We start from the raw sequence: 26394 nt of genomic DNA, 5'->3' as shown, positions 1-26394 counted from the left end.
CTCCTTTCTTTCTACAAATCCGGGCCGGAATGGTGCATCATCGGTTTTTCCCGGTGCTCATTGGTTGCAGGCTGCTTGACTGCAATGATCTCGCCGGCAAGCCTTGCAAATTTTTCAGGGTACTTGAATTGCTCCCCATATTTCTCCATCAGATCCGGGGAAAGGTCTGTAAAATTTTCCTCGCCAAGACCAACGATCAGAAAATTCCCGGACACAATATCATAGATGTGGCCGTCATCGTCAAAGAGAGCTCGGTTCAAAGGCAGCCCCATCAGCTTGCCTTCTTCATTGCAGATCAGAGCCACCGGGTCCTCATACGGATAGACCGCCTGAATATCTCCGCCCACTGCCGCCTGCAAGGATTTCAGACCACTTTCGATCTCCGCAGCATAAGGGGACTTGCCCGGCTCTACCATTAACACTTTCATAATTGTATATCCTCCTTCTTTTTCATTGCCGTACCGGGAGTGGTTGGCGTTTTTTCCTGAGTTTTTGCCACAGAGAGCTTCCCCAGGACGGAAGGCTTCTCCTGGTTTTCGGGTGTAAAAATACCGCCCTCCGAAACCTCGGCGGCGGCATGTTCCGTTTTGGCCTGTTCCAGTCCTTCAACCGTATAGCCAGGTAAAAGAGTACCGTGAACCATAAAATGGTGCTCATATTCTTTCGGGATCGGCGGGGAAATTTCCGTGAATAAATGGGAATAGGCTTTCTTTCGCCCGTCCAGGTATTTTATGGCTGCGTTCTTATCTGTATATCGTTTCTGGTTTTGTCCGGCAATCTTTGCTCCATATCCCTGCTTCGGGGAATGAATACGGACTTCCCATGTCACATACCAGGCAATCGGAACACTCTGTTTGGTTTCTCTGTCATATTTCGTATCTTCCCAAATACTGCAGGTCATCTGATAGACCCGGTTGCTGATTTTCTGATCCGCCCTCCAGTTATCGGTGTCTTTCCACTGGTTGCCGGTATGTTCGATCTCCGGTGTACGAAGATATTCCAAAGCCCGGTTGATCGTCTGTGTTGCCGCTGCCTGCTGTTCCCACTGTTTTGCAGCAGCCACCACGATTTCATAGGCTTTCTGCTCCCCGTCAATACTTCCCTGGCGCATGGCTTCCAGGCTATCGGTTCCCATTGTGATCAGAGTAGAAATATCCACATTTTCACAAACTACGCTGTGTTCAATTTTAAGCTCTGATCCCGGCGTCAAGTGGTCGCCATACCGGTAGGCATGGTAATCCCTGTTTTCTTCCAAAATGCTGTTCACCTCCTGCTATATTTCCGGCTCATGGTTTTTTCTGAAAATCGTCTGTGCCGGTGATTTTTTATCTGCCGGTCTGTTTGCCGCAAGCTGATCCATCACGGAAGGACGGCCGACGCCGAACATGGATAGCTGACCGTCCGCTGCCTCACGAAGTTCAGAAACAGAGAGAGGAAGCGTTACATCGGCATGGGTCAATAGCTGTTCCCGTTTCAAATCCTGAATGATCTCGTCAAAAACAGCGTTGATCGCACGGCGTTCTTCCCCCACAGGAAAGGCTTTCAATACCTCCATTTCTCCGTCTTTACCGGAAACCAGGGTAAGGGCACAGTCGGCATGGCCTGCCAGATAATCCGATGTGTAGGGCAGTTTGTCCTTGATATAACAGGCAAAGGCTCTGGCTGTCATTTCCACATTGCTGTCCCAATAACCGCCGTCTTTTTCACATTCTTTTCCCATGCGTACCGAATTACGGTAAAAATCAGTTTCCGTCCGTCCAATCTGCGGAGCTTCCTGCGCCTGCATCCTGGAAAGCATACGCTCAAAAATTTCCAGCCGTTCCCGTTCACTTTTGGGAATTACCCGGCCGGTAACATTCTTCTTAAATGCGCTGATCTGTCCCACAGAGCCGGGTTCGCCGGACAAAAATGCTTCCCGCAAGACTGCGTAGGTTTCCATCTGTTCCTCATTGCCATACCGTTTCAGAGAGGCAAGAACCGAGGAATCCAGCCAGCTTGCCGCATTTTTCCGGGTGCGTTCTGTTTGTGCTTCCGTGCGCTTTGCTGCCTGTTCCGGTGTTTCCGGTTTATACTTCATGGTGTCAATGAGTTTTTGGAACGGCGCATAGAGGCGGGGCTGTTCTGACAGCATCCCTTTTGCGCCCATCTTTGTACCAAGATAATCGTCAAGTCCATGCCACCATTCATGTGCCAGCGAACCGGCCCCGTGCATTTTCGTAAGATTGATGACTGTACGCAAAGGTTCATAATGAGCCGCAGCATTGCCGCTGCCTCTTGCACCAAAAGCGATAGCAAGCGTTCCCTGATAAGCAATATCTTTTTCGCTGATCTTAAGGGCTGACGCCAGATCCTTTAGTGCTTCAAATCCCATGTTAAGGGACGTCTGACGGTCGTTCTGGTTCATCCAGTTTCCAAACTCGCCGCCGCGGAATCCAAATGTATCAAGATAATGCTGTCCGGTGATCTCCACGCCATTCCGATAATCCGGGCCGGTACGTTTGACATGGGCGAGCTGGGGAGGGACAAACCGGATCTTCCCATTTTTGTTCCTGCCTTTGGCAAGTTCCTGCACCCATTTCAGGGCAGCTTCTTTGGTCTCAAAATTGGTCCGCAGGATCGAATAGCCTTTTGTCACATAGTAGGTACCGGGTTTCCAGTCATCATTTTTAGAATAGGTATGTTTCCCGTCGTTGAAGTGGATCGCATAACCTTTCGGTATTTTCTGCTCTTTGGAAACACAAAACTGTTCCTTTTTTGCTTTCTGAGTAAAGTTGCGCTCAAAATATTCAGCCGAGCGGATCAGCATAGTATTGGATAATTTGTTTGTAATCACGGGATTGTCCTGACCCTTTTTCGTTGCCCGGTAATGGATTCCGCTTACCCAGCCCTGTACCTTTTCTAAATATCCATTGTCAACGAAAAAGCGGTCATAGGCTCTCATGGCATCCTCCACAGTACGGACATCTGAAAGCACTGTCTGCAATTCCCGGACTGTTTTTATATACTCCTTTTGCCTCGCAGTCCGTTTTTCCGGGGTGTCATCCGTGCGGTAATACTGAGGAGAGGCGTTTAAGCCGTCCCTTGCTTTTTTGATAAAATAGACCACGCCAAGAGGAATCCCTTCCTCCAGCATGGCTGCATAGTCCGGCTTTTTCCAGACATTATCCTTTTTCACAAATTTTTCGGCTTCGCGCTCATTCATGGCTTCCAGATCATCCGCATACAGCCCGCGGTCTTTCCACAGGTCTTTTTTCGCACCGCCGATCTTTTCACCGAAATCTTCATGCACTCCTGCCAATCTTCATCACCTCCAGTCAGTGTAAAATTCTTATCGCTCCGGGGCAGGGCGACGTTCTTCGTTTTTGTGAAGTTGTGGGAGGTTTCCTGTGAGCCGGTCAGTTTCCCTGCGGATCAGTTTGTCCAGAGCGCCTAAATCCTCCGGTGCAATGGCAAACTCCCGGTAATTTTCATACCACAGGCCCGTAGAGATTGCCGCGATGGGCGCAATTTTCTCCGAACCGGATGGAAGAAGGCGATACACAGGGGCTTCGTCATAAAGAAGCATCTGCTTTGCCGTTCCCTGTGGTATGCGGTACTTATCCATATCCGGGTTCTGGGCTGCCTCCATATATTGCATATTCAGGCGTTCTTCTAAATCCTGGGGCATATAACGAAATGCCTGATCCATCCACTGTCTGAACATCGTGGAATAGTGGTACTGCCATTCCGTAACTTGATTCGGGGCATAAGAAAACCCCCAACTTTTCAGAGCATCTTTTTCGTAAAGCTCCATTTCAGTCCATTCTTTCAGGCTGACCGTAGCCGCTGAACCATCTTTGCGTTCGATATTGACGCCGCAAGGATAGAGGATATTTCTTTTTATATCCTGCCGCAGCGTGTCTAAATCCATCATCAGGACATCTCCGTACAAGTGACCGCCCTCTCTGCGATCCGTATGAAACAGGAAAGCCCTCGCTCCGATAAACTCCGTTGTTGAGATCATTTGATAAAGATCCGCCGTAGAACAATAAGCAAACAAAGCGTCGGAAAGCCATATGTGATTTTTTCCCATGATGGCAATGGAATCAGCCCCGGTATTTGTCGCCAGAGAACGCATATTAAATTCGCATTCCCTAAGAAAATCTCCGGCAAAAATATGGAGCTCATACGCAAAGACGGATAAGTCTGTATCACGGATCAAATGAATCTGCGGTAGTGGTTCCTGATTCAATCAAATTCCTCCTTTCATGTGAAGCAGCTCTTTGACCTGCTCATTTTCCGCAAACGGCTGGCTATCTGTCTCCGCCATTTAATCAATCCCTCCCATCTGCCGGTAGCTGCCCGCCGGCAATCTTGCCGACAATCTCCGGACCGGTTTCATAAATCTGCATGAGGCGTTTTGCTGTGCCGCAGGGCTGTGCAGCTCCGCTGGTCCAAAGACGCACTGTGGATGGGGCAACATTCATCAAAAGAGCAAAGCCCTTTTCGTTCATGTCCAGCTTTTTCATCAGCGATTTAACCATATCGGGGCCGTAGTCTGGACACCGGGAAGCCTCGGCAATCATCTGCAAAGCGGTATTTTCAATTTTTTTCATTTTCAAATCCTCCTGTTATTTGTTTTCCAGCCTTATGCCGGAGCAAAGCTGATCTGGTTGTGTTTCATCCTTTTGGCAAAATCCGGCAGCGAATAATTTACCCCGTCAATTTCTGCATGGGTGTCATCCAGACGATGACAAACAGCAAAGTGCCTGTCCCCGTTTCCATAGAACAGGCAGAGTAAACCATTGTCGGGAATGGAAAACAGCGCTTTTCCGGCGCTGTCTGTAAAGCAGATATGTTGAGATCCATTCATGTTGAAATCCTCCCTAAATTGAAACAGCCGCCTCTTTTGGGCGGCGTTGGTGCTGGCTGGTTTGCAGTTGTTCCCGAACCAGCAGCAATTTCTCATTGTAATCTTTTCCCATCCGGGGAGGGTTGACACTTACCCGGATATGACGGAAACGTTTATCCTCGTGAAGCATGGTCTTGATTTTCCGGGCATTGACAAATCCGGCAAGGTCGTGGTCCATATAAAGGGTAACACGCCGTATCTCCGGGTGGCGTTCCAGGAAAGAAGTCAGCGCCACATGGGAAGTACCGCCCAAAGACAAGCGATAACCATTCCATTTCCATCCCTCCAGCTCTTGAAGTGTCGCATGGGAAAGCGCATCAATAGGAGCTTCAAAGACTGCCACATGCCGGCTGCCCGGACTTTGCGGGGGATAACAAAAGTTATATCCTTTGTCGCTGCCATAGACATCCTTTTTGAGATTGCCGCTGATACTGCGCATACAGGCAAACTTCGCTTTCCCGGAATCATCTTTCCCAACAAACACACAAACCGGTTCTCCATGATACCGGGCTTCGTAAAAAATCCCGGCTTGTAAACACTGGCGAATGACTTCTGAGCTGATCCCCCGTTTCTGCAAATAGGAGACCGCAGCGGTCGCGCAACGTCTGGCCCAGGGGAGAGCGAATGTTTTCTTTTCCGGCTCTTTTGATACCTGTATTTCTGCCGTACTTCGGTAAGCCGGTTCCTGTGGGATTTCGCCACCTACCAGAGCATGAACCGCATCCACAAGACCATATCCCCGAATCTGGATCAGGTAGTCCAGCGCATTGATACTCCGTCCGCGGCTGTTCCAGTACCAGTACCTTTTCCCGGTCACATATACCAGACTGTCATGCTCCTTATGCCGGAAATTAGGTCCATCCTGTTTCAGCACGCCGGGTTCATGGAATTGCAGGTAAGTAAACAAGTCAGCTTCCCGCGCTGCCTGAATCTGTTCTTTGGTTACGCCGGGCATAGTACCGGCACAGTGTTTCTTTTCATTGTGCTTTGCCTCCTTCCTGTGATGAAATGAAAAAAGACACCCAAAGGTGCCTAACAGCCGTACAGGTCGTGATTGACCTCGGCACGGTAATAGCTGTCCATTGTAGCCGGGGCATTATACAGCGCCGCCAACAGATACGCTTTGATGTTTCCGACCTTCGTTGTGTTCTTGTCGATACAGTCAAAGACATACTCTAAGTGGCCGGAATTGATCTTCAGGAACCGGCTCTTGACGATCTCCCTCGGAAAATCATCTCCGGCAATGCGAATGTAAGGGCGTTTCGACAAAATCACTTCAAGCATAAGTTCAAGGGCTTCATCCAAACGTTCCCTGCCATACCGTAAGACCAGTAAGTCATATTCAATATTTTCTTTGATGATTTCACGATAGGCTTCTATCAGCTCTATCCGATCCATCCCATCCGTGCGGTTTGCCGCTTCCGGCTCTGCCGGATAGATTGATGGATAAGTTATTGATTTATCTTTTTTTGATTTTTTTGTTTTTAATGGATTAGTATTTAATTGTGCCGGATTTTCCTGTTCAGGTTCCGCCTGTTTAGGTTTTGCCTGTTCTGGTTTAACCTGTCTTGGATTTTCCCGTTTAGGTGAAAGCCCTGTGTTTTCGGTACTTACAGGCTGCTCATGGATCGTATATTCAATGTCTCCCAACTGCCCGTTATCATAGCGGAGGCGCTGTCTGGTGAGATAACCATGCCGCTCCAGTTCCTTCAGGGCAGTAGTGATAGAATCCACACCATCCTTGCAGATATGGGCGAGTCCCTTTGTGGTATAATCCCAATCTTCCGGCAGCGACAACATAAGTGATAAAAGCCCCTTTGCCTTTAAGGACAACTCCGTATTGCGCAGATGGTGATTGCTCATTATCGTAAAGTCCTTTGTTTTCTCTACACGGAATACTGCCATTGTACCGTCTCCTTTCTTCGACTATTCCGTTACAAGGCATGATCCCTGCGGTCATAATGGAGATGACCGTCAGAGACCTTCGCATGGTTTTTCAGTTTCACTTCGCCCCGTTCCTGGCTCTCTAAAAATTTCTGATAGCCGGCATCTGTAAGGAACAAGCGCATCTTATCGCCTTTGTCGCCAACAGGGGAATCGTAAGACAATACATCAAAGACGATCATGTGCTTTACTTCTGGATCAAAGCGTTCAAGTGCCATGATGTCATGCCCCTTCAATTTTTCTGCCCCTGATTGTTGTCTGGCCTCGGCGATCTTTTCTCCAATCGTCCGGGCTGGATAGGGCAGACGGTAATTCTTCTGAATATCTTTTACCAAGTCCATGCACTCTGCATTTGACAGAACACGAAGTTTCGCCATAAGACCTTCTGCCGCCTCCCGCTGTTCGGAATTATTTGAATACCGCACGGTCATATAAAGTTCATTCAGGATCTTTGTCTGATAATCGCCCTCCACTTGAAAGAGCAGCTTTTTTTCCATTTCGTTTAATTCCATGTGGATCTCCTTTCTCTCGAAAATGAGTATGAAAAAAGGGCGTCCACCTATAAAAGTGAAACGCCCACGGCAACCAGCGGTCAGACATAAAGCCGGACCGCTGGCACTATTAAATTTTGTCGTTAATAAAACAGCCTCCTTTTTTCTTTATAGTTTTCGTCAATTTTCAACTTGGAAAAGGAATTGAATAAAAGACGACAAACGCTCAAACCCCTTGAAAATAAAGGCTTTTTCTGTTTGTCGTTATTATACCGTAACGGCATTCTCATGTAGCGTACTTAATCAATAAAGGTGTTGAGCCTATTTTGATAAAGGAAAGAGTGGGGCATAAGGACATTCGCATCACATTGAATACTTATGGGCACTTATATCCGAACCAACAAAGAAAAGTGGCAGATTTGCTTGATACCGAAAAAGAAAAAAGCCCCAACAGCGGCAACTGTTAGGACTTAAGATAACAGGAAAATCTCTGTTACCTATGTATTTATAACACCAGTATAACAGAGGTTTTCCAGCGTATCAACGAGAAATTTTACGAATGGAGGACATTATGTAATGGAAGAACAGAAAACAGAATTAAAACTGATCAAAATGTCAGAAGTGCAATCACAGGAAATTGAGTGGTTATGGTTTCCCTTTATTCCTTATGGAAAGCTGACAATTATCCAAGGAGACCCGGGTGATGGAAAGACAACCCTGGTATTGAACATTGCAGCCAAATTGTCTAAGGGAGAAAGATTAGATGAAAATATGAATATTACAGAAACCGTCAATATCATATACCAGACTGCGGAAGATGGGCTTGCAGATACCGTAAAGCCAAGGCTGGAATTAGCAGGAGCAGATTGTGAAAGAATAGCAGTCATTGATGAAAGTGAGAAATCGCTATCCATGATAGATGAAAGGCTGGAAGGAGCTATTGTTAGGACACATGCTAAGTTATTGATTTTAGACCCGATACAAGCCTATCTGGGTGGTGGCATGGATATGAACAGAGCAAATGAAGCAAGGGATATGACGAAGCGATTAGGAGCTTTGGCGGAGAAATACAAATGTGCCATTATTCTTATCGGTCATATGAATAAGGCATCCGGTAATAAGGCGGCTTATAGGGGCATGGGTTCTATAGATTTCTTTGCAGTGGCAAGAAGTGTATTGCTGGTGGGCAGAGTGGAAGGAGAGTCTAATATACGAGCTGTTGTTCAGATAAAAAATAATCTGGCACAGTTCGGACATCCGAAAGCTTTTGAATTGTCAGAGAACGGTTTTAAGTGGCTTGGTGATTATGAAATTACAGCAGATGAAGTGCTTGGCGGTATTGCACCAAGAGCAAATAAATTGGAACAAGCAAAACAGTTGCTTCGGGAATTGGCGGAAACATCAAATGCGGTACATAGCAATGAAATTTTTGATATGGCTGATAAGCAGGGAATTTCAAAGAGAACATTGGAAAATGCAAAGAAGGAGCTTGGTGTTAGAGCAAAGAAAATCAATAATTCATGGTATTGGGAATTGGATAGGATAAAGCAGATTTAAGGGAAGAATGCAACAATGCAGACTATATAGAATTTGCGGAGATAAACCTTGCAAGGTTGCAAAATTCATAGACATTACGTTGTTGCGGTCTTGATGGAAAGGACGGATTGATAGATTGAAAAACATACAAATTTCCGAGGAACTGTTCTTCGCACTTTTGAAGTATCACTTGGTGGAAATAGATGATGTTTTGCCGGAGATTAAGAAGGGATTGGAGGACAAACTGGAAGCTATGGTAAGGCGGGAGCTATATACAAAATACAAGACCGCTCCAACCGAGGAAGAAAGAGAAAAAGCAAGGCAGGAATATCTGAAAAAGGTGGGAATGCACCGGAGTTTCCGCTGGTAAGTTTTTCCTTCAGTGTGTAGGACAGGAGCGTGACACGCTCCTGTAAATACGATTAAAGAGAAAGCAGTGTGAGGGAACAAATGGCAGGAACCGGACTTCTCTCACAAGCCCTCGGCGTTTGAGAGCGAAATACACCCATCGCACAAATCTTCGATTTGTACTCTGTGTATTTCGCCCTTGCAGGGGGCTGACATTCGCAATCCGCTACGCTACTTGCTCATGAACGCAGCTGCTTCGCAGTACAGCGAAAGAGCATCGCTGTATAAGCATTTACAATGCTTACCTGCGTTCAAATGCTGTCGCATTTGTGCCCATGTCGGATACGGCAATGAGTTCGTAAACGGACACCTATGTGTCCACTCACGGTGGCATAATTGCCATCATTTTTCAAGGGAAGGGGGCAATGCCTATTGTAAGAAATTCATTTATACAGATGTCAAAACTGACAAATCTAAAAGGCAGGATTAACTATATTTCCAGTCACGCAAGGCAGGAAAATTTGTACGCAGTTTATGAAACAACTGACCGTAAATTTTGGACGGAGCTTGCTAAGTGCAATCAGGAGGAATTTAAGAAAAGCGGAACGGAAGGAACCTGCATTGAAGCGAGGGAGCTTATCATTGCACTGCCGGAAAGTTTTGTGGATTATGAGCCGGACAAGCTGCTGAGATTTTTTACGAAACACTTCAAACAAAATTATGGTGTGGAGTGTATCGCTGCCCTGCACCACAACAAACGCAAGACGAATTATCATATCCATCTTATCTTTTCGGAACGAAAGCTGCTTGATGATCCTGTGGTGAAGATTGCCACAAGGAACATGTTTTATAATGAAAACGGAAAGCATGTTCGCACCAAAAAAGAGATACTGGATGAAGACGGTCAGCTTCGAAGCGGTTGCAAAATCATACCTAAGGGTGAAGTGTATGAGCGTAACATTTTTACCATTAAGGACAGTCGATTTAAGAGCGACAGTTTCCTTGATGAAGTAAAGCACTCCTATACAGACCTTATCAATATTTATGTGCGGGATGATAAGGAGAAGCTGAAAGTATTCGATAAGAATGGTGTGTATCTGCCAATGAAGAAAATTGGAAAAAACAATCCCAAAGCAGAGCAGATTGAAGCGGATAATCGGGTTCGTACCATGTGGAACCAGACGGTGGACAGGGCATTGGTCAGCGGTGTGCCGGAGGAACAGATTTTAGAAGTGAAACAGAGTGAAATCGAACAGACAGCAAAAGCGTCTATTCAGAAGTCAGGGAGAAATCCGGCACTGTTTAAAAGCCTGATTATGACGGCTATATATGCTTTAGAGCTTCTGATTAGTAAGGTGTTTAAAACAGCTTTGGAAAAGGCTGATAAGGTGACGGAAGGGGGTGTAAAGTCAGAGTCGGAGCAGATGAAAGTTTGGGCAGTCAATGAGCTTGTGATGGCGAAAAGTGAACCGATACCGGAAATGCCGAAGAAGTCCAAACCTGCTTCCAACTATCCAAGGCTTGCAGATATTTATAGCAAGTTGGAGAAGCAGAACAAAGCCATTTGTCAAAGGGAGCAACAGCTTGCAAGTGTTGAGAAGGAGATTGCCGGAACAAAAGGGATTTTCAAGGGAAAACAGCGTAAGGAGTTGCAGGAGCAGGCAGAACAGTTAATGATACAGATAGCCAATATGAAACAGTATTTGTCAAGTATCGTGCAGAGTTATGGCTATAACAATGTAAAGGAGTTCTTGGCTGAATACCATACCTGTAAAACTGAATACTGCGATTATCAGTCTGCAGTTGCAAGGTGGGAACAGCAGGCCGGAAATAAGGCAGAGTCGGACAGCTTAAAGGCAAGGCTTCAAAGAAAGGCGCAAGAAGTAAAGGAACGAGAAAACAACAGACAGAGCCAGCATTACCGGAGCGATAGAGGTGGCAGATAGGAAAAAATATAATCATATTGACAAACAAGACTACAAGTGATAGTCTCTAAATAAGACTACTGCTTGTGGTCTACTGGCTTTAGGAGGATACATATATGGATATTCAATTAGGTGTTATTGAGGCAAGATATGCAGATATGATTTGGGAGCATGAACCAGTTACTTCATCGGAACTGGTAAAGATGACGGCAGTGGAGTTTAACTGGAAGCGTACAACTGCACACAATGTTTTGAGAAGATTGATTGATAAGGGATTGTTTCAGAATGAAAACGGACTGGTAACAGCCGTAATATCCAGAGAGGATTTTTATGCCAGACAGAGCAGACAGTATGTAGAAGACACTTTTGCGGGTTCTCTTCCGGCATTTATTGCAGCATTTACGCAGGATGCAAAACTGACACCGAAAGAAGCTGAGGCAATTCGTAAGATGATTGATCAGGCGGAGGAAAAATGAATATGGGAGAAATTTTCTTAAAACTGCTGAATATGAGCATCACAGCCAGTTGGATAATTTTAGCAGTATTAGGTATTCGACTTCTATTTAGGAGGATACCAAAGTGGATTAGCTGTTTATTATGGGGGATAGTAGCAATCCGACTGATATTTCCGTTTTCCATAGAAAGTACATTTAGCCTGCAACCAAGTGCAGAGCCTATCAAGTCCAGCACTATGGTGGAGGGAGAACGGATACCTTATGTGCCGTTCATAGACAGTAACGTAGATGTTGTAGAAAATACGATAAATCCCGCACTAGCAGAAACCTTTGCATATCAGGAAACCCAAAGCGTGGCTCCGCTACAAATAGTGACAGAAATCGCAGGGGGGCTTTGGTTATGCGGAATGGTGGTGCTTCTTATTTTGGCATTGGTGAGTATGATAAAATTGCGCCTATGTGTAAGGGAAGCTGTGCTATATAGAGAAAACATCTATATTTGTGATGCAGTAAAATCCCCTTTTATTTTGGGAATTATCAGACCCAGAATATACCTTTCCTCTTCACTATCAGAGGAAGAGATGGCATATATTATAGCGCATGAGAGTGCACATCTTAAAAGAAAAGATCACTTGTGGAAACCTTTTGGGTATTTGCTTCTTTGTATCTATTGGTTCAATCCTCTTTGCTGGGTTGCATACATTATGCTATGCAAGGATATTGAGCTTGCCTGTGATGAAAAGGTGATTCGTGATATGAACTTTGAGGATAAGAAAAAATATTCCAGAGTGCTATTGTCTTGTGCAACGCAGAGGCGATTAGTAATGATGTGTCCGTTGGCATTTGGAGAAGTGGGAGTAAAGGATAGAGTGAAGTTGGTGCTGAATTACAAAAAGCCATCCTTTTGGATTGTTTTGATATCCATGGCTGCCTGTGTAGTAGTGGCTGTATGCTTTTTGACAGAACCGAAAAGTGATTTTTCGATAGCAGACTACAAGGCAATCAGTTATAGAGAATATCAAAAATTGACAGGATATGACGCGGAATTCTATCATGCCTTATATTATATCGGGGAATTGCCCAAAACGGAATTATCAATCGTTTTTGAAGGAGAGTATGATGAAGATTTAGCAGGGGCTGTTCTGGCTGAGGATGCGAAAGCAATAAGGATACAGGGGAGATTATCAGAGTTGTTTGGCGATGATACTAAACAATTAAGTGAGTCTGAACTCCTAAAAAAAATAAGTGAAAATTACGGAAATGTTATTTCCATAGATTATAGGGAAGGGGCGGGAACCGCATATTATGTGGGGGATTATTATGCACATATAGCAGTTGCAGCTGATACGGATGATAATAGGAATACGGTGTTTGAGATTGCAGTGGAAAATCAGACGAAAAACGAAAAAATATTTTCAGGCAGCAGTTCTTTTTGGCTTATCTGGGAAGAGGAGGAGCCAGTCAAAGAAAACGAAAATGTGGAAAACGCAAAAGATGACAATGGATACATATGGCTATCTGATACAGTGTTTATAAGTGAACTTAAGGACTTGGATGGCAATGGTACAAAAGAATATGTGGAGGTCGATCTAGGAGATGAATCAAACAACTTCTATTCCCATTTCAAGTTTTATTGGAATGGTGAGATGATTTATGAGTATGAGGATCCTTGTAGAATTGACCCATGCGTAGCAGAATATGTAGACTTGGATCATGATGGGGAAAAAGAAATTTTCTTTTCATTTGCTCCAAGAGTAAATTCCATGCCACTGGAGGAATATATCGTATTAAAGCAGTACAATTCAAGTTGGAAACCGCTGGAGATGATTCATGGCGAAACGATGATGGATAATGCATTTCCATTGTCTGTTACAAAGGGAGACACCAAGTGGCAGGCTGTGATATCCTGTGAAAATTTGGATGAATCAGTTACTTTCGATGTAGAATCACATTATTTAGATTTGAAAAGAGAATTTCTTTCAGACAACGGGGAAGAAACGGAATTTACCAGTCAGTTGGTTGAGTGGTATGAAACAGAATTTGTAGATTACCCTTCGGGAGAAATCTGTGGGAATGTGTCAGCGTGGGGAATTTGGAATATAGAAGTAGGAGAATATGAAGGAAAAACCTGCCTGATTGCAACACATGGGATTCAGTGTTATGATAAGTTTGATTTTTGGGGAGAGGCAGATGTCTACTTTGATTATGATGAAAAAGGAAATACAAGATTTTTGAGCATCCAGTTTAGACCACAGTACCAGTATTTGGATCAAAATAAAGAAGCCGAAGAGAGAATTTATGAAGGTGAGACGCCCGGCGTATCTTATGGTGATATTGCGGAAAGATATTATACTGTAGGTCAATATATGAAAGAGGTAAAGGATGTATCAAAGGCTATGGCCGCAGCAGGGGATTCGTATATATGTGATGAGTACCTAAATGCGATGGGAAGCCCGGAGGCTGAATCTGTATATGTATTGCATGATTTAAATAATGACGGTATAGAGGAATTTTTTATAGGTCTTAAATTTAATTATGATATACCTTACTATGTAATTTATGATGTATATACGTGGAAAGACGGAAGAGCGTATCAGTTAATGAGAGGTATCGGATATCGTAATGGCTCGTGTAAGATATGTGAAAATGGAGTAATAGAGGATAATTATTCAGGGTCGGCATGGGACGGGCAAACATTATACCATATTTTACCTGAGGGAGGAATTGAACTTGAGACAATAGACAGTGTTTCTTCAAGGCGAGACGGCACAGTTCAATCCTATTATCACTGGAATGAATTGATAGATGAAAATACGCTACAAACGATATTGGAGCAATATCAACCGGAGTCTGTCACATATGTCGATTGTAATAGGGAGACAATTGAGCAACTACGTCTGAGTGGAATAAGAAAATAACTTACCGATTGACTTATAACTGATATTAAGGACAAGATGCATATTAGCTGATCAGGAGCAAGTATTCCGGTGCCAAAACGGTGCCACGAAACCATGCAAATAAAAATAGACCATGTAAAATCAACGAAACTATGCAGATTTCAGCCATAAAAAGCATAGAAAATATGTTGAAAAACGCTATTCAGATAACGTGAAGGTGGTAGAACCGTTGGTTCCGGTCGTGTAGCTACCATCATTGAGTAATCTTTGATAGATAGTATATAGCTCTTATTCTGGGGAAGTACTTGTACTTCCCCATTTTTTACACAATAACGCAGAATAGTAATTCAGAACAATAACTTAGAACAGTAACTCAGAATCGTAACGCAGAATAATAATTCAAAAAATTAATTCAAAGATCATTTTTTCTTTTAACCATTTAATGACACAGTTCTGTGTCGGATATTTCAAGATATTTATTTCAATTATTTGTATAATAGCATTATTTTTTTAAGAGGTTGGTTTGTAGAAATTATACATACATAGGAAATATATGAGGAGCAACGTGTAAAATACATGCGAGGGAGGGGAGAATTATGGATTAGGTATGTGCCAAAGGCAAAGGAATACATGCGAAAAAAGAAAAAAGATGAAATAGGTATGTGCCAAAGGTAAAGGAATACATGCGAAAAAAGAAAAAAGATGAAATAGGTATGTGCCAGAGGTAAGAGAACACATGCGAAAAGAGAAAAAAGATGAAATAGGTATGTGCCAGAGGTAAGGAAATACATGCGAGAGAGGGTGAAATTATGGATTAGGTATGTGCCAAAGGCAAAGGAATACATGCGAAAAAAGAAAAAAGATGAAATAGGTATGTGCCAAAGGCAAAGGAATACATGCGAAAAGAGAAAAAAGATGAAATAGGTATGTGCCAGAGGTAAGGGAATACATGCGAGAGAGGGTGAAATTATGGATTGGGTATGTGCCAGAGGTAAGAGAACACATGCGAAAAAAGAAAAAAGATGAAATAGGTATGTGCCAGAGGTGAGGAAACACATGCGAAAAAAGAAAAAAGATGAAATAGGTATGTGCCAGAGGTAAGGGAATACATGCAAGAAAGGGAAAAATAGAGATAAAATGAAAAGCACTAAATGAAAAATGTACGGCGGGAGGAAAAGGCTATAAAGGATTTACTATATGAACAATTGATAAAAAGAGAACATTGGTTAAGGGATTTGAAACAAAATTTGGAAACAAGTATACAGAATGCACCATCAGGCAATCTGAAAATAATTAACTGCAGAGGTGTTGAACAATATTATTTGGACTCTGCTGAAACTAGAACATCCTATCCAAACGGAAAATATCTGCGAAAATCTGACCTCGAATTGGCAAGTAAACTTGCACAACGAAATTATGATGAGAAATTGCTGTCAGAGGTAGAAAAGCAATTAAAGAACATACAAAATATTATTAAAAAATATGAAAAACAAGAAATAGTACAGGTAGAAGAACTATATAGTGTCTATGACAGAATGAGTCCATCCAGGAAAAAAATGGTGGATTCGAGGATAATGTCGGATAAGGAATATGTGAATCAGTGGTCAGCACAAATATATTCAGGTAAAGATTTTGAAGAAGGACAGGCAGAAATCTACACAGAAAAAAAGGAAAGAGTCAGATCAAAGTCAGAAAAGATCATTGCAGATATGTTGTACCATAAAAATATCCCATACAAGTATGAATGTCCTATAAACCTAAAGGGATTGGGAATGATATATCCGGATTTTACATGCCTGCGGTTAGAAGATCGAAAAACGATTTTATGGGAGCATTTGGGAATGATGACAGATCCGATTTACTGTCAGAAAGCTATGAAAAAAATAGACATTTACGCCAAGAATGGGTTTATACAAGGTAGAGACATTATATATACATTTGAATCAGAAAAATACAGTCTAAACACAATGAGTGTGGAAAATCTCATCAATCAAATATTTAGTACATAAAAGATGTCTGAAAAAGGAAGCAAATCAATCCCATATAATCAAACAGTTTCTGATCATATATGCTGATAATCCCACGATATGCGAATAGAGGGTAGGGTGCTATGTGCCAGTGGCACATGTTTAGCACGGACCGAAGCGGAGCGGAGACGTGGGAGTGCATAGCACGGAGCAATCCGTAGGCATCAAAGTCGGGGGCTTTTGACCCCGAAATCATAGGTATGTTATAATGGGACATAGTAAGAAGAAAAAAATACAGAAAAATCAGTGAAAAGGTAGAAAAATGGCAGATAGAAGATTTTTGACTTTAAGAAAAACAATAATGTTTTATATTTGTATATGGAACATTTTTTTATTGTTCGGCTGTGCGAAAACTGAGATGGTGTCTGAGGACAATGCAGTAACAAATGAAAATATTGTCACTACCACAGGAACTATTGCAATAGAAACAGAAGTAATAGAAACAGAAGTAATAGAAACAGAAACGCAGGATGCAATCCAGCCATCTACCGACCAGCTATCGGAAACTATGCCGGAGTACAAGATCATCATGGTAGGGGATGTACTGCTTCACACCCCGGTGGAGGAAAGCTGTCTGCAGCCGGATGGAAGTTACGATTATGATTCGCTGTTTTCCCACACAAAAGAGGAGATTGCTACAGCAGATCTTGCCCTGGTGAACCAGGAGGTGATCATAGGCGGTGCGGATCTTGGAATCTCCGGGTATCCCTGTTTCAATGCGGATTACAGTCTCTGCGATTCATTGGTGGGAGCAGGATTCGATGTCATCTGTCATGCCACAAACCATGCCATGGACAAGGGGCGTGCGGGGCTGATAAACTGTGCGGAGTACTGGAGGGACGAATATCCACAGATCACTGTCCTTGGTATTCATGATACTGCGGATACCTCCACTTTCTGCGGCGCAGATCCGGCGATCATTGAGCTGGGAGACATGCGGATTGCAGTCCTGAACTACACTTACGGAACCAACGGCATTTCTCTGCCGGCGGACATGCCCTATGCGGTGGATCTGTTGAATGAGGAACAGGTGGCGGCAGATATTCAGAGGGCAGAGGAATTGGCGGACTTCACCATCGTATGTCCGCACTGGGGAACGGAGTACAGGCTGACGTCAGATGCTTCACAGGAAAAATGGACCAAGATATTCGCGCAAAACGGTGCAGATCTGGTACTGGGAACGCATCCTCATGTAATCGAACCCATCGAATGGGTGATTGATGAAGAGAGTGACCATGAAATGCTTGTGTATTATTCGTTGGGAAATTTCGTGAACTGGACATCCGGCACCGGAGAGGGAGTCGCTAACCGCATGGTAGGCGGCATGGCAGAGGTAACGATTACGAAAAATGATCACGGAGAGGTGGAGATCGCAGACTATGGAGTGAAACCGATGATCAGTCATGTGGCTTCCGGTCCCGAAGGTGTGACAACATATTTTCTGGAGGATTATCCGGAAGAACTGGCAGAGGAAAATGAGATCGTTTCGCAGGATCCGGAGTTTTCCAGAGAATACTGTGTCAATTTGTGTGATTCCGTATGGGGAGACCTGTGGAAGACAGAGTAGACAAGTGACATATAGTCTGTTAAAATAAAAAAAGTTGTTGATGCAACAACAAAATGCGACCTATTTTGCAGAATAATCAATAAGAAATATTTTTACTGCCGGCAAGGCGGCGTGTTATAATAAAAATACATATAGGGGTACGCAAACGAGAAGAGAGAAGGCAAAGGAGGAGTTACAATGAAACAACAGTTAGAACCGTTGTTTACGCCGTGGAAGATCGGAAACTGCGAGATTAAGAACCGCATTGTCCTGACATCCATGGGTGGCACAAACCTGTTGGGATGGATGGAAGTGAACCATTTTGACAAGGATGGTGCGAAATTTATTCTGGAGGTAGCGAAAAATAATTGCGGTCTGGTGCTTCCGGGATGTCAGCCGGTATACAATCCCATGTACGGACAGTGGCTATATAAGAAGAAAAAAATGTATGAGGATCTGGCAAAGTGGATGCCGGAGTTCCACAAGACGGGAGCCAAACTGTTCGTCCAGCTGACGGCAGGTTTCGGCAGATCATTTACCATCAGTGAAATGATGGAGACCCTGTACACCAATAAGGCATTGCGGGTACTGGCGAAACCTTTTATGGATCTCGACAAGATTACAGCCGCACCAAGCCCGTCTCCAAACCGCTGGTCAGATAAAGTTCCTTCCCGGGAGATGACTGTGGAGGAGATTCAGGAGTTCATCACCGCATTCGGTAAGACTGCAAAATTATTAAAGGATGCCGGGGTGGACGGTGTGGAGATCCATGCGGTACATGAAGGGTATCTATTGGATCAGTTTACTTTAAAATATGTGAATCAGCGAACCGATGAATATGGTGGATCTTTTGAGAACAGATATCGTTTTGCAGTAGAGATCGTAAAAGAGATCAAGAAAGTCTGCGGACAGGATTTCCCTGTGTCTCTTAGGTACAGCGTGGAATCCAAGACCAAGGGGTTCCGTGAAGGAGCACTTCCCGGAGAAAGCTTCACAGAAGCAGGACGTGATATGGCGGAATCCGAAAAAGCAGCGAAGTATCTGCAGGATGCCGGTTATGATATGTTAAACTGCGATAACGGTACTTACGATGCCTGGTACTGGGCACATCCTCCTATCTATATGCCGGAAAATTGCAATCTGGAGGATGTGGCGCATATCCGTAAATTCGTGGATATCCCTGTGGTATGCGCCGGACGTATGGATCCGGAGACGGCTGCGGCTGCTATTGCAGACGGAAGAATCGATGGTGCTGGATTCGCCAGACAGTTCCTGGCAGACCAGGAATGGGTGACCAAGCTGATGAATGATAAGGAGGACGACATCCGTCCCTGTATTCTGTGCCACAACGGCTGCTTCAATATGTGTCACTATAAGGGAGTTCCCAACGATCAGGCATTATCGGATTCCCTGCATCTGGCACGCTGTGCGGTAAATGCCGAGACCATGCAGTGGGAGAAGCACGAGATCGTTCCGACCACCAGCCCGAAGAAGGTACATATTATCGGTGGCGGTATCGGCGGCATGGAGGCTGCCAGAGTACTGAAGCTGCGGGGACACGAGCCGGTGATTCACGAGCAGACAGATCACCTGGGCGGAACCTTTATTGCTGCCAGTGCGGAAAGCTATAAGGGAAAACTGCGGGATCTTCTGACCTGGTATCGGAAGCAGATGGCAGATCTGAAAATTGAGATTCATTACAATGAAAAAGTGGAGAGCATCGCCCCGTTTGCCGGTGCTCCCGTGATCATCGCTACCGGAGCAGTGCCCAGAGTACTGAAAAAAGTGCCCGGTCATGAGAAGATGGTTGAGGCATGCGAATACCTTACCGGTACTCCCGTAGGAGAAAAGGTTGCCGTCATCGGCGGCGGACTCACCGGCTGTGAGATTGCTTATGAACTGGCGCTGCAGGGCAAACAGCCTGTGATCGTAGAGATGAAAAACGATCTCATCGCCCAGACCGGAGTATGCCTGGCCAACAGCTCCTATCTGAGAGAGTGGTTCGCCTGGAAGAAAGTGCCCGTATATCTGGAAACAACGCTGCAGGAAGTAAAGGATGACAGCATCGTATGCAAGGATGCTTCCGGAAAAGAGATCACAATTCCCTGTGACAGTGTGATCAGCTCCGCAGGATACATTCCCAATCCACTGGCACCGAAGGGCAGCAATGTCAGCCTGGTAGGTGACTGTGACGGCGTAGGCAATCTGCGAAGTGTCGTATGGCGCGCTTATGAAGTTGCCATGAAGATTTAAAGGGAGGGAAATCAATGAACTTAACAAAAGAACAACAGGAAATATATGATGGAAAACAGGGAGCGACCCTGGCGAAGGTCATGCAGACGCTGGTGCGCTACGGCGAGCTGTTCGGTGCGGACGGTATGGTGCCTGTGACCAGTAAATACAACCATCTGGTAACCTCTTTCGGATTGAAAGCACTGGCGCCGGTGTATGAACTGATGAATCAGCTGATCGAATCCGGCAATGTATCCAAACAGAAATTTTCCGCCGATCCGAGACCACTGGATCCCAATGTGCCCAGTTCTTTTTTACAGGATTTTGTGTTCAAGAATTTCATGTACTCCAAGCAGGATGATTACGAGAAACAGCTTACACAGCTGGGTATCATGGAAAAGGATGCTTACACTTGCACCTGTTACATGGATGAAGTGGGAAATACCCCGGCCATGGGAGAGGTGCTGTCCTGGTCGGAGTCTTCCGCAGTGGTTTATGCCAACTCCGTATTGGGGGCAAGATGCAATCGTAACTCCGGTATCATTGACCTCATGGGCTCGGTAGTAGGCTATGTGCCCCGTTTTGGCCTGTTAACGGATGAAGGCAGAAAAGCCACCTGGATCGTTAAGATCGAGACCACGAAAAAGCCGGAAGCACAGCTGCTGGGATCTGCCATTGGTATGAAAGTCATGGCGGATGTTCCCTATATCGTAGGACTGGACAAATGGCTGGGGGGTGAACTGGATGATGCAGCAAAGACCTATCTGAAAGACTTCGGCGCAGCGACTGCTTCCAACGGTGCGGTAGGTCTGTACCATGTGGAAAATATGACTCCGGAGGCTGTAAAATACGGAAAAGATCTGATTGCGGAGGATGCAAAGGTCTATGTGGTAGATGATGCGGAACTTCAGAGGGTCTATGAGAGCTATCCGGTGATCTGGAAAAAGAAGGATGCCAAGCCGAAGCTGTGTTTCATGGGATGTCCCCATATGAGTTTACAGCAGCTCATCGACTGGACGGAAAAAGTCTCTCGGAGCCTGAAAGAAGCCGGTAGAACCAGAGTATGTATTCCTACCGTATTCACGGCGGCACCCGCGGTACTGAAAAAATTTCAGGAGACCCCTTATGCGGAGACATTAAAAGCAACGGGAGTCATTACTTCCTATATCTGCCCGTTAATGTATATGAATAATCCTCTCAGCGAGAAGATGCCGGTCATTACTTCCAGCAACAAGCTGCGTACCTATACCAGCGCAAGATATTATACCGATGCTGAGATCTTAGAGCAGATCACGAAGGGAGGAGCGGACAAATGAAAGAATTTAAAGGAAGAATCGTAGCCTCCGGAACTGTAACCGCCAAGGCACTGGTATCTCACGGGGGTCTGAACACACTGGCATCTTTCCAGAAGGCATTACAGTTCGGCGATAAAAAAGCAACCTGCGGAGATCAGAATAATCCCGACCTCTATGGTAAACAGATGGCGGGCAAAGCCCTGTGTCTGCCGACGACCATCGGATCTACCACCGGCGGACTGGTACTTTACTGTGCCTGCTCCATGAACAGGCAGCCGGCATGTATGCTGTTTTCCGAACCCATTGATTCTCTGGCAGCAGCCGGAGCAATCCTGGCAGATGTGTGGCTTGACAATGTGCAGATGCCTGTCATTGACAGTCTGGGGGAAGAGTTCCTGGAATATGTGAAGGATGACATGAATATTACCGTAAAAGAAGACGGTACGGTAGTAGTGGAATAATGCTTTAGATAACAAGCGGCTTTCGGAGATCTCCCGGAAGCCGTTTGTTGATGAATTTCGAAATCGCTGATAATGCACCGCACATATTATTTGGTCAGTTCAGCAACGACCTGATTGATGACCTTGCCGTCAGCCTTGCCCTTCAGTTCGCCCATAACAGCCTTCATGATCTGTCCCTTATTTTTCGTAGCCAGAACATCTGCAAATTTCTCTTCCAGAATTGCCTTGACTTCCTCAGCGGAGAGCATCTTGGGAGCAAATTCGCTCATGATCTCATAGCGTTTTTTGTATTCTTCCAGCAGCTCGGTACGGTCTGCGGGGCAGGTATCGATCTGCTCCTTCACGGATTTGATCTCTTTTAAGATGGCTTCGTTGGCCATCTCATCGGGAATGTTGTCACGGCAGCCGTTGTCGATTCCTTTTTTCTTTACAGCGGATACCAGTGCGGAGATGGCATCCTTTCTGAATTTATCCTTTGCCTTCATGGCAGCGATCATAGCATCCTGTAATTCTTTTAATTTCATTGTGGTCTCCTCTCTGGAACAAAATCTCCAAATATTTTCTGTGTTTTATTATACTCTCATAGATGAAAACTGAAAAGAAGAAAATGTGAATGCCTGTCAGCTTATATCCGGGTTGTTTATACAGATATTACATGTTGTTTACCTGCCCAGGATAGTGTTGCTGCAACAGTTTTGGTAATATAGAATGCGCCTTGGAGAAAAAAGTAACTGCGAAACAGGATGTAGCGTATCATAGCACGTATTTGCGGGCGGATGGTACAATGAACACGAAATAAGATGTATATAAAGACACGGGAATTAACACAGGATGGAAGGAAAGAAGTAGAAGAATGACATATAGTGAAATCAGAAAAAATGAAGAAGTACTGACGTTTATTAAAAAAAGGAAATGCGAATCTGGGAGCCATGGGATTCACCGATCATTCGGAGGCGCATTCGGGACCGGGTGCAGATCGTGTCCGCTATCGGACTGCATGACGAATCTACCGGCGGTGCTACCGATCCCATCTCCGCGGCGCTGATCATTGCAGATAAGACCGATGTCCGCAGGAGCAGAATCCGGGAGAAGAATAAGGCAACCTTCGATAAACATGACCGCGTCAATTATGCGGTTACGGATACGAAGCTTAAGATCAATGTGGAGAAGAGAGTGATTTCACTGAATCTGCAGATTGATCCGAAGATCTGCAGCATGTATGAGTATTTTGAGATATTCCTTGGACGTATGATGATGTGTAAGCGTGCAGCGGAAGTGCTGGAGGCATCCTTTAAGCTGACCGTGAACGGATCCAAGGTGTTGTAAATTGAGAGTTAGCGAAGAAAATTGTATCTAATCCCCGTAGCCCTTGGCAGGGTATAAGAAACGCGGCACTGCTTATTCTTATACCCAGCCGGGGCTACTGATTTCTTGAAAACCTTCATGGGTCTATAGAAGATAAATTTCCCTGTAGGTACTTTTGGGGACAGGTAAAAAAACAAAAACTAAACAATATGGGCCTATAGCTAAAAATTTGCCTGCCAGATACTCAATTTCTTCAAAATGAGTACCTCAGAGCCGGTTTTTTCCCTATAGACCCATATTCATCTTTTTATGCGTTATTTGTAGCAATTTTAGTATCTCACAACTCATTTTTTCTGTATAGACCCAAAATACAGGACACCCACGACGAACATTTTAGAATATAGAGTTCCCTTGTTATACCTTCCGGTTTTCACATTTTGGGTATCAGCAGCAAAATAAGCTTCCCATACCCTCGAACTTTTCATAGCGTGGGTATCAGCAACAAAACAAGCTTCCCATGTGGGATTGATAATCATTTAATTTTACATAATTAGATGTCAGTAGAAAGTTTTTTAATTTTTCTTATAGCAATACGATAAGAAATGTAAAAAAATAACAATACTACAAGGAAATAAACAGTTAGAAATATTAAGGAGACAATAATTCTTTGATTAATCTGTTCAAGATAGAAAACAGTATCAATTTGGAAACTCTCAACAAAAACGATAATAGTATTTAAACTAGAATAGCATAGTGCAAATAGCCAACACCAGAGTGGAAAATGTTGGGTTCCATTAAAAAGAACTCCTTTTATTGACATCCAAATGATTAACACATCAGGCGCTAATGGAATAACCCAACCGTTTAAGCTTGTTTTAAAAAAATAATCTAGTAGATAAGTAAGTTCATTTGCTATAATTATACCCCAAAAAAGTTTAACATAAATTGTGTGCCGAATATTTGTGATCCTTTCATCACAGTGAATGGTGGTTTTCATAAGTTGTCCTCCTCCCAAAATAAATCGTTTAATGTTTTGTTAAGTACTTTACATATCCGAATACAAAGCTGAAGACTGGGATTAAACTTTCCGCCTTCTAGTAAGTTGATAGTAGGGCGTGTAACATTAACTTTGGCAGCCAGTTCTTCTTGAGAAAGATTCATCTCAACGCGCGCTAATTTAAGACGCATATTTTTCATTTATATAACCTCCTTTCTATATGCATTATATGATATATCAAACAAAATGTAAAGTATATAATACAAAAAATAATAAATATATAACGTTATGTGAAAAAGATTATTATGTTTTGGTAATAGAACTTTTAAGTATTTGATTCAAGTGTCGGAGTAATAAAAGAGTTACGAAATAAAGTAAAAGCAAATTAGGAGGAATTGATATGATGCCATATGAAGTAGGAAAGACGTTTATTATTAGGGTTCCATTATTATCTATAGAGACTTATAAGGAATTATGTTCAGAAAAAGATGGATTACCAGTTATTAAAACCAAGGAAACATTGACAGGGTATACCCACAAACTATTCACGTTGAGGCGGAAGAAGGGTACAGACTAGCTTGTTCCTATCTCCTGTGCCCACGCTGAGGCGGAAGAAGGGCACAGGCGGGCGTTCGCCGCCCCAGCTCTCAATTTCCATCCATGACTGTTTTGCATATCTTCTATGCTTGTGGTACAATAAACAGAAAGCAGGCATTTTGAGGAGAAAATTGTATGAAAGCACAGGAATTATTATTTCAATTGCAAGATAAAGGTTACCGTGATTTTCAGAGCAAATTAATCCCGACGATTCCTGCGGAGACGATTATCGGCGTCCGCATTCCCACTATTCGTAAGCTTGCGAAGGAGTATGGAAAGGATCCGGAGAGTGTAGAGTTTCTGAAACAGCTGCCGCACACTTATTATGATGAAAATATTTTGCATGCGCTGCTGGTGGCGGAGATCAAAGATTACGAGGTTTGTGTAAAAGAAGTGGAGCGTTTCCTGCCTTATGTAGATAACTGGGCGGTGTGTGATATTTTTTCACCAAAGGTGTTTCGCAAAAACAAAGACAAACTCATAGACAAAATAAGAGAATGGACAGCTTCGGACCACCCCTATACCTGCCGCTTTGGAATGGAAATGCTGATGACACATTTCCTGGATGAGGATTTCCGGGTGGAATATCTGGAGATCCCGGCAGCGGTACATTCCGAGGAATATTATGTGAACATGATGATCGCGTGGTTCTATGCCACGGCACTGGCAAAGCAATGGGATGCCACAATCGGTTATATAGAGGATCAACGGTTGGATACCTGGACACACAATAAGACGATTCAGAAAGCACGGGAAAGCTACCGTATAACACCGGAACAGAAGGAATATCTGAAGACGTTGAAGATGTAAATAGAATGATATCTGCACAACATATGGAAGCACGAAAATACAGGAAACAAAAAAGGATGCAAAATTGCAGATTATGAAAAAGATGAGAGAGGATAAGACAGCATGAACGGCAACATGGAATTTCGCAGGGCACGCAGAGAAGAAGCAGAAGAAATCCTGCAGTTATACCGTTCCCTGATCGGAACCGAACATTGTGTCTGGACAGAAAATTATCCCACAGAACGGGAAGTGGAATTTGACCTGTCGAGAAATGCATTGTTTTGTCTGCATGAGAGAATGCCGGAACCTGATGAGAGAGAACGATTAATAGGCACAATTTCCATAGACGATGACCCGGAAGTTAAGGCACTGTCCTGTTGGTCAGAGGATCTTACCCCGGTGGCGGAGCTGTCCAGACTGGGAGTGGCGGCAGAATATCAGAATCGCGGCATTGCCAGGATCCTGCTGCAGGAAGCTATGGCGGAATTGAAATCACAGGGTTATAAGGCGGTACACATTTTAGTGGCAAAGGACAATGTGAAAGCATTACGCTCTTATGAAAAATTGCATTTTACCACGGCAGGGGAATGTGAGCTTTTCGGGCATTCCTACTGGTGTTATGAGAAAGAATTATAGAAGTGATTACTATGCAAATCAA

The 26394-nt window shown here is 44.0% G+C and carries 26 protein-coding genes and 1 pseudogene; 15 read left to right on the top strand and 12 right to left on the bottom strand.

Going from position 1 to position 26394, the window contains the following annotated elements:
- Nucleotides 1–11 precede the first annotated feature (11 nt).
- From H9Q77_RS12335 to H9Q77_RS12295, 9 genes are all read right to left on the bottom strand, one after another.
- Nucleotides 12–428 carry a DUF3846 domain-containing protein gene (locus tag H9Q77_RS12335; RefSeq protein ID WP_005361068.1) on the bottom strand — a complete coding sequence of 139 codons (417 nt, stop codon included), beginning with the start codon at nucleotides 426–428 and terminating at the stop codon, nucleotides 12–14.
- Nucleotides 425–1255, bottom strand: coding sequence for a hypothetical protein (locus H9Q77_RS12330; protein WP_025580367.1), 831 nt, complete (start codon nucleotides 1253–1255; stop codon nucleotides 425–427). Before H9Q77_RS12330 ends, H9Q77_RS12335 begins: the two co-directional genes overlap by 4 nt.
- Before the next feature lie 18 nt (nucleotides 1256–1273).
- The gene (locus H9Q77_RS12325) at nucleotides 1274–3202 is read right to left on the bottom strand and encodes an LPD1 domain-containing protein (protein ID WP_249327162.1); all 1929 of its coding nucleotides are present in this window, start codon (nucleotides 3200–3202) and stop codon (nucleotides 1274–1276) included.
- Between the two features lie 126 nt (nucleotides 3203–3328).
- Nucleotides 3329–4231, bottom strand: a complete 903-nt coding sequence (locus tag H9Q77_RS12320) for a hypothetical protein (RefSeq protein ID WP_117468897.1) — start codon at nucleotides 4229–4231, stop codon at nucleotides 3329–3331.
- A gap of 82 nt (nucleotides 4232–4313) precedes the next feature.
- Nucleotides 4314–4595 carry a helix-turn-helix domain-containing protein gene (locus H9Q77_RS12315; RefSeq protein WP_005361060.1) on the bottom strand — a complete coding sequence of 94 codons (282 nt, stop codon included), beginning with the start codon at nucleotides 4593–4595 and terminating at the stop codon, nucleotides 4314–4316.
- A 32-nt stretch (nucleotides 4596–4627) separates the two neighbouring features.
- Nucleotides 4628–4852, bottom strand: a complete 225-nt coding sequence (locus tag H9Q77_RS12310; protein WP_055156485.1) for a hypothetical protein — start codon at nucleotides 4850–4852, stop codon at nucleotides 4628–4630.
- Between the two features lie 13 nt (nucleotides 4853–4865).
- Entirely contained in the window at nucleotides 4866–5846 is a 981-nt protein-coding gene (locus tag H9Q77_RS12305) for a DUF3991 domain-containing protein (RefSeq protein WP_055156483.1), read from the bottom strand.
- 77 nt (nucleotides 5847–5923) lie between these two features.
- A complete protein-coding gene (locus tag H9Q77_RS12300) occupies nucleotides 5924–6796 on the bottom strand; it encodes a DUF6017 domain-containing protein (RefSeq protein WP_005361053.1) in 873 nt (290 codons plus the stop codon).
- A 29-nt stretch (nucleotides 6797–6825) separates the two neighbouring features.
- The gene (locus H9Q77_RS12295; RefSeq protein ID WP_005361050.1) at nucleotides 6826–7347 is read right to left on the bottom strand and encodes a DUF5720 family protein; all 522 of its coding nucleotides are present in this window, start codon (nucleotides 7345–7347) and stop codon (nucleotides 6826–6828) included.
- A 257-nt stretch (nucleotides 7348–7604) separates the two neighbouring features.
- Here H9Q77_RS12295 and H9Q77_RS16860 point away from each other — a divergent pair.
- The 11 genes and pseudogenes from H9Q77_RS16860 to H9Q77_RS12240 form a co-directional block, all read left to right on the top strand.
- A pseudogene (locus H9Q77_RS16860) lies at nucleotides 7605–7793 on the top strand (site-specific integrase); the annotation flags it as partial.
- Nucleotides 7794–7902: 109 nt separating this feature from the next.
- Nucleotides 7903–8883 carry an AAA family ATPase gene (locus H9Q77_RS12285; protein WP_249325771.1) on the top strand — a complete coding sequence of 327 codons (981 nt, stop codon included), beginning with the start codon at nucleotides 7903–7905 and terminating at the stop codon, nucleotides 8881–8883.
- 115 nt (nucleotides 8884–8998) lie between these two features.
- Nucleotides 8999–9232, top strand: coding sequence for a complexin-2 (locus tag H9Q77_RS12280; protein WP_249325770.1), 234 nt, complete (start codon nucleotides 8999–9001; stop codon nucleotides 9230–9232).
- 409 nt (nucleotides 9233–9641) lie between these two features.
- Nucleotides 9642–11156: a MobA/MobL family protein gene (locus H9Q77_RS12275; RefSeq protein ID WP_456299966.1), complete on the top strand. Its 1515-nt coding sequence runs from the start codon at nucleotides 9642–9644 to the stop codon at nucleotides 11154–11156.
- Between the two features lie 95 nt (nucleotides 11157–11251).
- Nucleotides 11252–11611 (top strand): BlaI/MecI/CopY family transcriptional regulator, encoded by a 360-nt coding sequence (locus tag H9Q77_RS12270; RefSeq protein ID WP_118693291.1) that lies wholly within the window; start codon nucleotides 11252–11254, stop codon nucleotides 11609–11611.
- The gene (locus H9Q77_RS12265; RefSeq protein WP_249325767.1) at nucleotides 11608–14508 is read left to right on the top strand and encodes a M56 family metallopeptidase; all 2901 of its coding nucleotides are present in this window, start codon (nucleotides 11608–11610) and stop codon (nucleotides 14506–14508) included. The genes H9Q77_RS12270 and H9Q77_RS12265 overlap by 4 nt, the downstream gene beginning before the upstream one ends.
- Before the next feature lie 1130 nt (nucleotides 14509–15638).
- Complete coding sequence (locus tag H9Q77_RS12260) at nucleotides 15639–16496, top strand: hypothetical protein (protein ID WP_249325766.1); 858 nt, start codon at nucleotides 15639–15641, stop codon at nucleotides 16494–16496.
- A 280-nt stretch (nucleotides 16497–16776) separates the two neighbouring features.
- Nucleotides 16777–18081: a CapA family protein gene (locus H9Q77_RS12255; protein WP_249325764.1), complete on the top strand. Its 1305-nt coding sequence runs from the start codon at nucleotides 16777–16779 to the stop codon at nucleotides 18079–18081.
- Nucleotides 18082–18258: 177 nt separating this feature from the next.
- Nucleotides 18259–20313, top strand: a complete 2055-nt coding sequence (locus H9Q77_RS12250; protein WP_249325763.1) for an oxidoreductase — start codon at nucleotides 18259–18261, stop codon at nucleotides 20311–20313.
- Between the two features lie 14 nt (nucleotides 20314–20327).
- Nucleotides 20328–21608: an aconitase X gene (locus H9Q77_RS12245; protein ID WP_249325762.1), complete on the top strand. Its 1281-nt coding sequence runs from the start codon at nucleotides 20328–20330 to the stop codon at nucleotides 21606–21608.
- On the top strand, nucleotides 21605–22048 hold the full coding sequence (locus H9Q77_RS12240) for an aconitase X swivel domain-containing protein (RefSeq protein ID WP_022154650.1): 444 nt from the start codon (nucleotides 21605–21607) through the stop codon (nucleotides 22046–22048). The genes H9Q77_RS12245 and H9Q77_RS12240 overlap by 4 nt, the downstream gene beginning before the upstream one ends.
- An 86-nt stretch (nucleotides 22049–22134) precedes the next feature.
- Here the strand turns inward: H9Q77_RS12240 and H9Q77_RS12235 are convergent, their stop codons facing one another.
- Nucleotides 22135–22572, bottom strand: coding sequence for a GatB/YqeY domain-containing protein (locus tag H9Q77_RS12235; RefSeq protein WP_022154647.1), 438 nt, complete (start codon nucleotides 22570–22572; stop codon nucleotides 22135–22137).
- A gap of 388 nt (nucleotides 22573–22960) precedes the next feature.
- Between H9Q77_RS12235 and H9Q77_RS12230 the strand changes: the two genes are divergently transcribed.
- The gene (locus H9Q77_RS12230; protein WP_249325760.1) at nucleotides 22961–23374 is read left to right on the top strand and encodes a hypothetical protein; all 414 of its coding nucleotides are present in this window, start codon (nucleotides 22961–22963) and stop codon (nucleotides 23372–23374) included.
- Nucleotides 23375–23903: 529 nt separating this feature from the next.
- Here the strand turns inward: H9Q77_RS12230 and H9Q77_RS12225 are convergent.
- Entirely contained in the window at nucleotides 23904–24350 is a 447-nt protein-coding gene (locus H9Q77_RS12225) for a hypothetical protein (RefSeq protein ID WP_118372532.1), read from the bottom strand.
- Nucleotides 24347–24550, bottom strand: coding sequence for a helix-turn-helix transcriptional regulator (locus H9Q77_RS12220; protein ID WP_007886509.1), 204 nt, complete (start codon nucleotides 24548–24550; stop codon nucleotides 24347–24349). Before H9Q77_RS12220 ends, H9Q77_RS12225 begins: the two co-directional genes overlap by 4 nt.
- Before the next feature lie 200 nt (nucleotides 24551–24750).
- Here H9Q77_RS12220 and H9Q77_RS12215 point away from each other — a divergent pair, with 200 nt between their 5' ends.
- The 3 genes from H9Q77_RS12215 (at nucleotide 24751) to H9Q77_RS12205 (ending at nucleotide 26372) form a co-directional block, all read left to right on the top strand.
- On the top strand, nucleotides 24751–24927 hold the full coding sequence (locus tag H9Q77_RS12215; protein WP_022154643.1) for a hypothetical protein: 177 nt from the start codon (nucleotides 24751–24753) through the stop codon (nucleotides 24925–24927).
- A 155-nt stretch (nucleotides 24928–25082) separates the two neighbouring features.
- Nucleotides 25083–25757 carry a DNA alkylation repair protein gene (locus H9Q77_RS12210; RefSeq protein ID WP_249325758.1) on the top strand — a complete coding sequence of 225 codons (675 nt, stop codon included), beginning with the start codon at nucleotides 25083–25085 and terminating at the stop codon, nucleotides 25755–25757.
- 102 nt (nucleotides 25758–25859) lie between these two features.
- A complete protein-coding gene (locus H9Q77_RS12205; protein ID WP_249325757.1) occupies nucleotides 25860–26372 on the top strand; it encodes a GNAT family N-acetyltransferase in 513 nt (170 codons plus the stop codon).
- The last annotated feature ends 22 nt before the right edge of the window (nucleotides 26373–26394 follow it).

This window comes from Simiaoa sunii (assembly GCF_014337175.1).
Taxonomy (GTDB): Bacteria; Bacillota; Clostridia; order Lachnospirales; family Lachnospiraceae; genus Acetatifactor; species Acetatifactor intestinalis.
Note: the sequence above shows the minus strand (reverse complement) of the source record. Positions and strands in the feature narration are given on the sequence as shown.